This window comes from Salinibacterium sp. (assembly GCF_031364185.1).
Taxonomy (GTDB): Bacteria; Actinomycetota; Actinomycetes; order Actinomycetales; family Microbacteriaceae; genus Rhodoglobus.
The window spans coordinates 1-7,369 of sequence record NZ_JANLVV010000087.1 but is presented as its reverse complement, the minus strand read 5'-3'; the positions used below and the strand labels follow the sequence as shown (position 1 = coordinate 7,369).

The 7,369-nt window shown below is 63.9% G+C and carries 6 protein-coding genes; 2 read left to right on the top strand and 4 right to left on the bottom strand.

Annotated features, from left to right (window positions below; translation table 11 throughout):
• The 4 genes from RMN95_RS04365 to RMN95_RS04350 form a co-directional block, all read right to left on the bottom strand.
• On the bottom strand, nt 1-1,196 hold a 1,196-nt coding region (locus RMN95_RS04365), incomplete at its 3' end, for an FGGY family carbohydrate kinase (protein WP_309615733.1).
• Nucleotides 1,197-1,336: 140 nt separating this feature from the next.
• Nucleotides 1,337-2,530, bottom strand: a complete 1,194-nt coding sequence (gene xylA / locus RMN95_RS04360) for a xylose isomerase (RefSeq protein WP_309615732.1) — start codon at nt 2,528-2,530, stop codon at nt 1,337-1,339.
• Between the two features lie 43 nt (nt 2,531-2,573).
• Nucleotides 2,574-3,617, bottom strand: a complete 1,044-nt coding sequence (locus RMN95_RS04355; RefSeq protein ID WP_309615731.1) for an ABC transporter permease — start codon at nt 3,615-3,617, stop codon at nt 2,574-2,576.
• On the bottom strand, nt 3,614-5,134 hold the full coding sequence (locus tag RMN95_RS04350; protein WP_309615735.1) for a sugar ABC transporter ATP-binding protein: 1,521 nt from the start codon (nt 5,132-5,134) through the stop codon (nt 3,614-3,616). The genes RMN95_RS04355 and RMN95_RS04350 overlap by 4 nt, the downstream gene beginning before the upstream one ends.
• 211 nt (nt 5,135-5,345) lie before the next feature.
• Here RMN95_RS04350 and RMN95_RS04345 point away from each other — a divergent pair, with 211 nt between their 5' ends.
• On the top strand, nt 5,346-6,389 hold the full coding sequence (locus RMN95_RS04345) for a substrate-binding domain-containing protein (protein WP_309615730.1): 1,044 nt from the start codon (nt 5,346-5,348) through the stop codon (nt 6,387-6,389).
• Nucleotides 6,390-6,507: 118 nt separating this feature from the next.
• Nucleotides 6,508-7,369: Gfo/Idh/MocA family oxidoreductase (locus RMN95_RS04340; RefSeq protein ID WP_309615734.1), on the top strand; the 862-nt coding region annotated here is incomplete at its 3' end.

Sequence of the window (7,369 nt, the reverse complement as noted above, 5' to 3'; positions counted from 1 at the left end):
AGGATGCGCCGCGCATCCACCCCCTGCGCCGTGAGTGCATCCAGCCCGTCGGCAAGTCCGCAGAGCACTCCCTCGATGGCCGCGCGCGCGAGGTTGGCTCGAGTGGTCGAGGCCAGGGTCATGCCGAACAGGGTGGCCGTGGCATCCGGAAGGTTGGGGGTGCGCTCGCCCTCAAAGTAGGGCTGGAGCACGAGCCCGGCCGCGCCGGGTGCGGCGCTGAGAGCCAGCTCGCCGAGCTCGTCATGAGCGAGGCCCAGAAGCCCCGCGATGGAGTCGAGCACGCGCGCGGCATTGAGGGTCGCAACCAGTGGCAGAAACAGCCCGCTCGCATCGGCAAAGCCAGCGACGGCTCCGGTCTCGTCACGCGACGGAACGCCCGTGACGGCAAACACCGTGCCGCTGGTGCCGATCGAGACCACGACATCACCATCCCGAGCGCCCAGCCCGAGGGCGGCCGCCGCATTATCGCCGGCACCCACCCCGACTGTCACCCTGCCCCCTTTCGGAAATTCAGGAGATTGCGGCATGACGCCGGCCTGCGCTCCCGGATCCAGTACGCGCGGCAGCACGACGTGCGGCTCGATTCCTGAATTTCCGAAAGGACGGCGCAGCGCGGTGGCGAGCAGGGCGAGGTCGTACTCGCCCGTGGAAGGGTCGAAATAGCCGGTGCCGCTCGCGTCGGAGGCGTCCGTGGTGAGGGCATCCAGCCGCGGATTCTCCGGTCCGAAACCGCGCAGCCGCCAGGTCAGCCAGTCGTGGGGGAGTGCCACTGCCGCGACCCGCGCCGCGTTGTCTGGCTCGTGATCGGCGAGCCAGCGCAGCTTCGTGATGGTGAATGATGCCACCGGAACCGAACCGGTCCGGTTGACAATGTCAGGGACCTCGTCCGCGAGGTCACGGGCGGCGTGCGCTGAGCGTGTGTCATTCCAGAGCAGGGCGGGGCGGATGACCCGTCCGCCGTGATCCAGCACGATCATGCCGTGCTGCTGCCCTGCTACCGAGATCGCCTCGACGTCCGCGAGTCCACCGGCGTCCGCAACCGCGAGGATCAGCGCGTTCCACCATGCCTCGGGGTCGACTTCGGTGCCGCCGGGGTGAGGCGCGCGGCCCGAGCGAACGGTCTCGCCGGTCGCGGCATCCACAATCACGACCTTGCAGCTCTGCGTGGAGCTGTCGATGCCGGCAACAAGTGTCATGGGTGTTCTCTCTTTCATCATTCAGGAGGTGATGGGGCTGGAGTGGTGGCTGGGGCCGGTGGAAAGCGCACCAGCCCCACACGCCTCACCAGTCACACACCCTCCTGAATAATGAAAGCAGAAGAGTGCTGGCCCTGGGTCTAGCGCGCGCCGAGCAGGTGCTCGGTTGCGAGCTGCTGCAGCCGTACGAAGCCGAAGCCCTTGCCGTTGAAGTAGGCGCCATGGTCGAAGTCCTCGAACGCGCTACGATCGGCCAGTAGGTCGTCGTACGTCTCGCCATCGGACAGCGTCGGCGTCGAGAGCTCGGGCACGCGGGAGGCCGCGAGCGCTTCCTGCACCTCCGGGTCGGCCCGGAAGGCAGCGGCGCGCTCTTTGAGCAGCAGGTAGGTGCGCATGTTGGCTGCGGCGGAGTGCCAGACGCCGACCTCGTCTTCGGTGCGGCTCGGCTTGTAGTCGAAGTGGCGTGGCCCGTCGTAGGAGGGGCCGCCGTTCGGGCCGCCGTTCTCCAGCAGGTCGACGAGCGCAAAGGCGTTGTGGAGGTCGCCGTGGCCGAACACGAGATCCTGGTCGTACTTGATCCCGCGCTGGCCGTTCAGATCGATGTGGAAGAGCTTGCCCTGGTACAGCGCCTGCGCGATGCCGGCGGCAAAGTTCAGCCCGGCCATCTGCTCGTGCCCGACCTCGGGGTTCACGCCGAAAAGTTCCGGCCGCTCGAGGGTGTCGATGAAGGCCATCGCGTGGCCCACGGTCGGCAGCAGGATGTCGCCGCGCGGCTCATTCGGTTTCGGCTCGATCGCGAACCGGATGTCGTATCCCTTATCGGTGACGTACTGCGCGAACATGTTGACGGCCTCGCGGTAGCGCTCGAGCGCGCTGCGGATGTCTTTTGCCGCGTCGTATTCGGCGCCCTCGCGTCCGCCCCACATGACGAAGGTTTTCGCCCCGACTTCGACGCCGAGCTCGAGCTGTCGCATCGCCTTGCGCATCGCGAAGCGGCGAACGTCACGGTCGTTCGAGGTAAATCCGCCGTCTTTGAATACGGGAGCGCTGAACAGGTTGGTGGTCACCATCGGCACGATCAGGCCGGTGTCGGCGAGCACCTGCTTGAGTCGATCGATCTCCTTCTGGCGTTCCGCATCACTAGAGCCGAACGCGAACAGGTCATCGTCATGGAATGTAATGCCGTACGCGCCCAGCTCCGCGAGCTTCTCGACGGCGTGCACGGTGTCGAGGTGTGCACGGGTGGGTCCGCCGAAGGGGTCGGTTCCGTTATATCCGATGGTCCAGAGTCCGAAGGAGAACTTATCGTCGCGAGTGGGGGTTGGCACGGTCATGGCTTGTCTTTTCTGTGGAGATGGTGGATAGGGTGAGCGGAAGTCAGCGTCGCGCCCTGGCGGCGAAGCGCTGCTGCAGGAGTACCGCGAGCACGATGATGACGCCTTTAGCCACGGCTTGAACAGAAGTGTTCAGGTTGTTTTGCGTGAAAACGTTGGTCAGCGTGGCGAAGATGAGCACGCCAAAGACGGTGCCCACGATAGTGCCGCGTCCGCCGATCAGAAGGGTTCCGCCAACGACGACAGCCGCAATCGCATCGAGCTCATAGAGCTCGCCGTGAGTGGAGGTTCCTGCCGTCGTACGCCCAAGCATCATGACAGCACCGATGCCGGCGGTCAGTCCGGCCAGCCCGTACAGGTAGACGGTGTGGCGTTTGACTTTGATGCCCGCGAGCCGCGCCGCTTCACGGTTGCCACCAATGGCTACCGTGCGTCGGCCAAAGGTAGTTCGATTCAGCAGAAACCAGCCCAGCGCGGCGACGATGACGAAGATCCAGATCAGCACCGGAACTCCGATGAGGTTCGCTCGGAAGAACTCGATAAAGTCCTGCGATCTCACGATCTGGGTAGTGCGGTTGGACAAAATCTCGGCAAAGCCCCTTGCAGCGACCAACATCGCGAGGGTCGCCATGAACGCCACGACATTTCCGTAGGAGACGACAAGCCCGTTCAGTACTCCGGCGAGTGTTCCGACGGCGATGGCGACGACCACCATGACGAGCCATGACGTACTCTCCGCGAAGGTCTGAACCACTGACAGCGTGGCTACAACCGAACCGAGCCCCATGAGCGATCCCACGGAGAGGTCGATGCCGCCTCCGATGATCACGAAGGTCATCCCGATGCTCAGTACGCCAATGATGGACGCGAATCGGATGATCGTCAGAACGTTCTCGAAATTCGTGAACCTTTCACCCGCGGTGACCGCGCCGATCGCGAAGAGCACCAGAAGCGCAATGACGAGCCCGAGGTTGCGCCCGGCGCTGCTGCCGAGAACTCTCCCGATGGCACCGCGGGCGCTCGCGCGCTGAGGGGGCTCATCCGGTGTGACCGGCTCGGCACGGGAAACTATGGTCTGGGCGCTCATGCGGCACTTCCTTCCATTACGAGATCTAGCACGCCTGGCTCGTCGATGTCGCTCGCGTTCACGGTCGTGAGCACTCGACCTTCGGCGATCACGAGCACCCGATCGGCCAGTCCGAGAACCTCCTCGATCTCGCTGGAGACGATGACGATGGCCGTGCCTGCTGCGGAGAGACTGCGGATGAGTGCGTAAATCTCGGCGCGGGCGCCCACATCCACTCCCCGTGTGGGCTCGTCGAGGAGCAGAACTTTCGTGCCATGCACGAGCCACCGCGCGAGCAGGACCTTCTGCTGGTTACCTCCGGAGAGGGTGCCAGCCGCGCGGTCGGGGTCTGCCGGGCGCAACTGGAGGGCTTCGAGCTGGGTGCGGGCAGCATTTCGCTCAGCTCGCTCGCGGAGCAGCCCGGAACGGGCAAATCGCGCAAAGGATGACAGGGTCACGTTCGTGAAAATTGCCTCACCGAGAAGCAGCCCCTGGCTTTTTCGCTCTTCGGGCGACAGTCCCATGCCACTGCTCACTGCGTCGTTCACTGAGCCACGCTTCAGCATCCGGCCGGCCACGGATACGGTGCCGGTGGTGGGTTTTACTGCCCCATAGAGTGCCTCGAGAATTTCGGAGCGACCAGAACCAACCAGCCCGGCGAGCCCCACAATCTCTCCCGCCCGCACAGTGAAGTCAACCCGCTCAAAGACCCCGCGCACGGAGAGATTCTGAACAGCGAGCAGCTCAGGCGCATCGGACGAGACTGGGGTGGCGGACGGGAACACGTTCTCAAGATCGCGACCGGTCATGAGCCTGATGAGTTCGCTGGTGGGGGTGTCGGCGACGGCGAGGCCGTGAGCCATGCTCTGTCCATCCTTGATCACCGAGATGCGATCACCGATCTCACGGATCTCGGCGAGGCGATGGGAGATGTACACGACGGCTATCCCCGCGGAGGTGAGCTCGTTCACCACCCGGAACAGATTCTTCACCTCTTCGGAGTCCAACACCGCGGATGGTTCGTCCATGATGATGAGTCGAGTATCCCGCGAGAGCGCCCTGGCCATGCTGACGATCTGTTGATGCGCCGGAGAAAGCGTGCCGACCTCTCGGCTGGGTGAAAGATCGCCGTGCCCCAGGCGGTGCAGCAGGTCGCGAGTGAGCCTGTTGGCCTTGCGTCGATTCAGCACCCCACCCGTCGCAATCTCATGTCCCAGGAAGATGTTCTCGGCGATGGTCAGGCCGTCAACGACGTCGAGCTCCTGGTACATGGTGGCGATACCCATCTCCAGCGCGGCGACCGGATCGGCTATCACGACGGGTTGTCCCCGCCAGATGATCTCACCGCTGTCGGGCGTGTAGACCCCCGCGAGAAGTTTGATGAGTGTCGACTTTCCCGCGCCATTTTGACCCAGGATGACGTGCACCTCCCCGGCCATGATCGACAGGTCAACGCCGCCCAGGGCGCGCACGGTGCCGAAGTTCTTGGTGATGCCCCTGACCTCGAGAAGGGCAGGGCCATGGTCGACTTTGATCATGAACGCAACATAACAGATGTCCTTCATTGGCGCAGTCAATTGTTACCAAATGAGGGAAAATGTCTCTTCCTCAGCATAGAAATACCTGTTATGTTGCATCAAACGTCAATGTGGACCTGGATGCTCGCGCGACTAAAAGATCGCGGAAATTCGCCCCTACCCTTCCTCATCGGCGACCAGAACCGCACGTCACCTACCCAGGAGGAAACACATGCTCGCTTCTCGCAGAACTCGCACGCTGCTTATCACCGCAGGCTCGTCTCTCGTTGCCATGACACTGCTCGCAGGCTGCACCGCCGGAACTACTGACACCGGCACCAAACCCGACAGCAGCACCGTCGACGGCAATGCGGCCTCCGGCGCGACCATCACGATCGGGTTCTCCGGCCCGGCCGCCGACCATGGATGGCTTGGTGCGATCAACTCGGCCGCCATCGCCGAGGCCGCGAAGTATTCCGACGTGAAGCTCGTTGTCGCGGAGGGAACGAACGACGCCAATCTGCAAATCAGCCAGGTCGAGACCTTCATCAACGACAAGGTTGACGCGATTGTGTTGCTGCCCACCGACGGCGCGGCACTGACCGAGGTCGCGATCAAAGCGATGAACGCCGGGATCCCGGTCATCAACGTCGACCGCGAGTTCTCGAGCACCTTCGCCGCGCGCGTGACGATCCTTGGCGACAACTACGGCATGGGCGTGAGCGCGGGAACCTACATCTGCGAGCAGCTCGGTGACAAACCTGATGCCGTTATTGCCGAGATCGCGGGAATCGACTCGCTGCCCCTGACTCAGGCTCGCAGCGAAGGATTTGCCAAGTCACTGGACGACTGCGGGCTGAAGGTTTCGAACAGGGTCGCCGCCGACTTCACGATCCAGGGTGGCGAGGCAGTGACATCGCAGCTTCTTTCGGCGGCACCGAAGATCGACGCAATCTGGAACCACGACGATGACCAGGGTGTCGGCGTCCTCGCCGCCATTGCCGCAGCGAACCGCAGCGAGTTCTTCATGGTGGGCGGCGCGGGCTCGGCTAACGCGATGCGTGAGATCCAGGCTGGCTCTGGCGTGCTGCAGGCCACCGTGATTTATCCGTCGACCCAGGCTGCCGACGGCATCCGCCTCGCGCGGCTGATCGCGCAGGAGAAGGCACTCAGCGATCTTGTCGAGATCGAGGTTCCCAGCCGGATCGTACTGAACGCCCCGGTCGTCACAAAGGACAACGTAGAAAAGTACATCGGCTCCGCTTTCGAGTCGTAGGCCACCAACCGGTGCCCGTGTGCTGCACAGCACGCGGGCACCCTAGGCTCATCAGATATCCCTGCCGGCGCGAAAAGGATGAGGTGACATGCGCACGACACGACGCCTGAATGTGGCCATGATCGGCCACGGCTTCATGGGGGCAGCGCACTCTCAGGGCTGGCGGGTGGCCCCGCGGTTTTTCGAGCTTGAGGCGAACCCCGTCATGCAGTTGGTTGTCGGTCGCAGCGCGGGCGCAGTGGCAGATGCGGCTGAGAAGTGGGGCTGGGCCGAATCGGCCACAGACTGGCGCGAGGCCATCGAGCGAGACGACATCGATGTGATCGACATCGTGACCCCGGGTGATTCGCACGCCGAGATCGCGATCGCCGCCCTCGAGGCCGGCAAGCATGTGCTCTGCGAAAAGCCCCTGGCCAATACCGTCGACGAGGCGATGGCGATGGCGGATGCCGCGACTCGAGCCGCGGCCCGTGGGGTGTTCGGCATGCTCGGCCACACCTATCGGCGGGTACCTGCCGCTACGTTCGCTCGGGACCTCGTTGCCGCGGGCAGGCTCGGTGACATCCACCAGGTTCGCGCCAGCTACCAGCAGGACTGGTTGACCGACCCGGCAACACCCCTCGTGTGGAGGTTGCAGAAGGAACATGCCGGCTCCGGTGCGCTCGGTGACATTGGGGCCCACATCATCGACCTATCCCAGTTCATCACCGGAATGAGGCTGGCCAGCGTCTCGGGAACGCTCGAGACCATCATCGCTCGGCGCCCCATCCTGCACTCATCCAGCGGTCTCGGTGGCACCGGTGGCACCGAGCTTGGCGACGTGACGGTCGACGATGTTGCGCTATTTACCGGCCGCTTCGACAGCGGGGTGCTCGGAATTTTCGAGGCCACCCGGTTCGCCACCGGCCGCAAGAACGCCCTGAGGGTGGAGGTATCTGGCTCGAAGGGTGCGCTGGCCTTCGACCTCGAAGACCTTAACT

Bases quoted from the DNA above. Each gene is read 5' to 3' on its own strand.
- xylA (WP_309615732.1), bottom strand. From the start codon at position 2,530: ATGACCGTGCCAACCCCCACTCGCGACGATAAGTTCTCCTTCGGACTC.
- RMN95_RS04355 (WP_309615731.1), bottom strand. From the start codon at position 3,617: ATGAGCGCCCAGACCATAGTTTCCCGTGCCGAGCCGGTCACACCGGAT.
- RMN95_RS04350 (WP_309615735.1), bottom strand. From the start codon at position 5,134: ATGATCAAAGTCGACCATGGCCCTGCCCTTCTCGAGGTCAGGGGCATC.
- RMN95_RS04345 (WP_309615730.1), top strand. From the start codon at position 5,346: ATGCTCGCTTCTCGCAGAACTCGCACGCTGCTTATCACCGCAGGCTCG.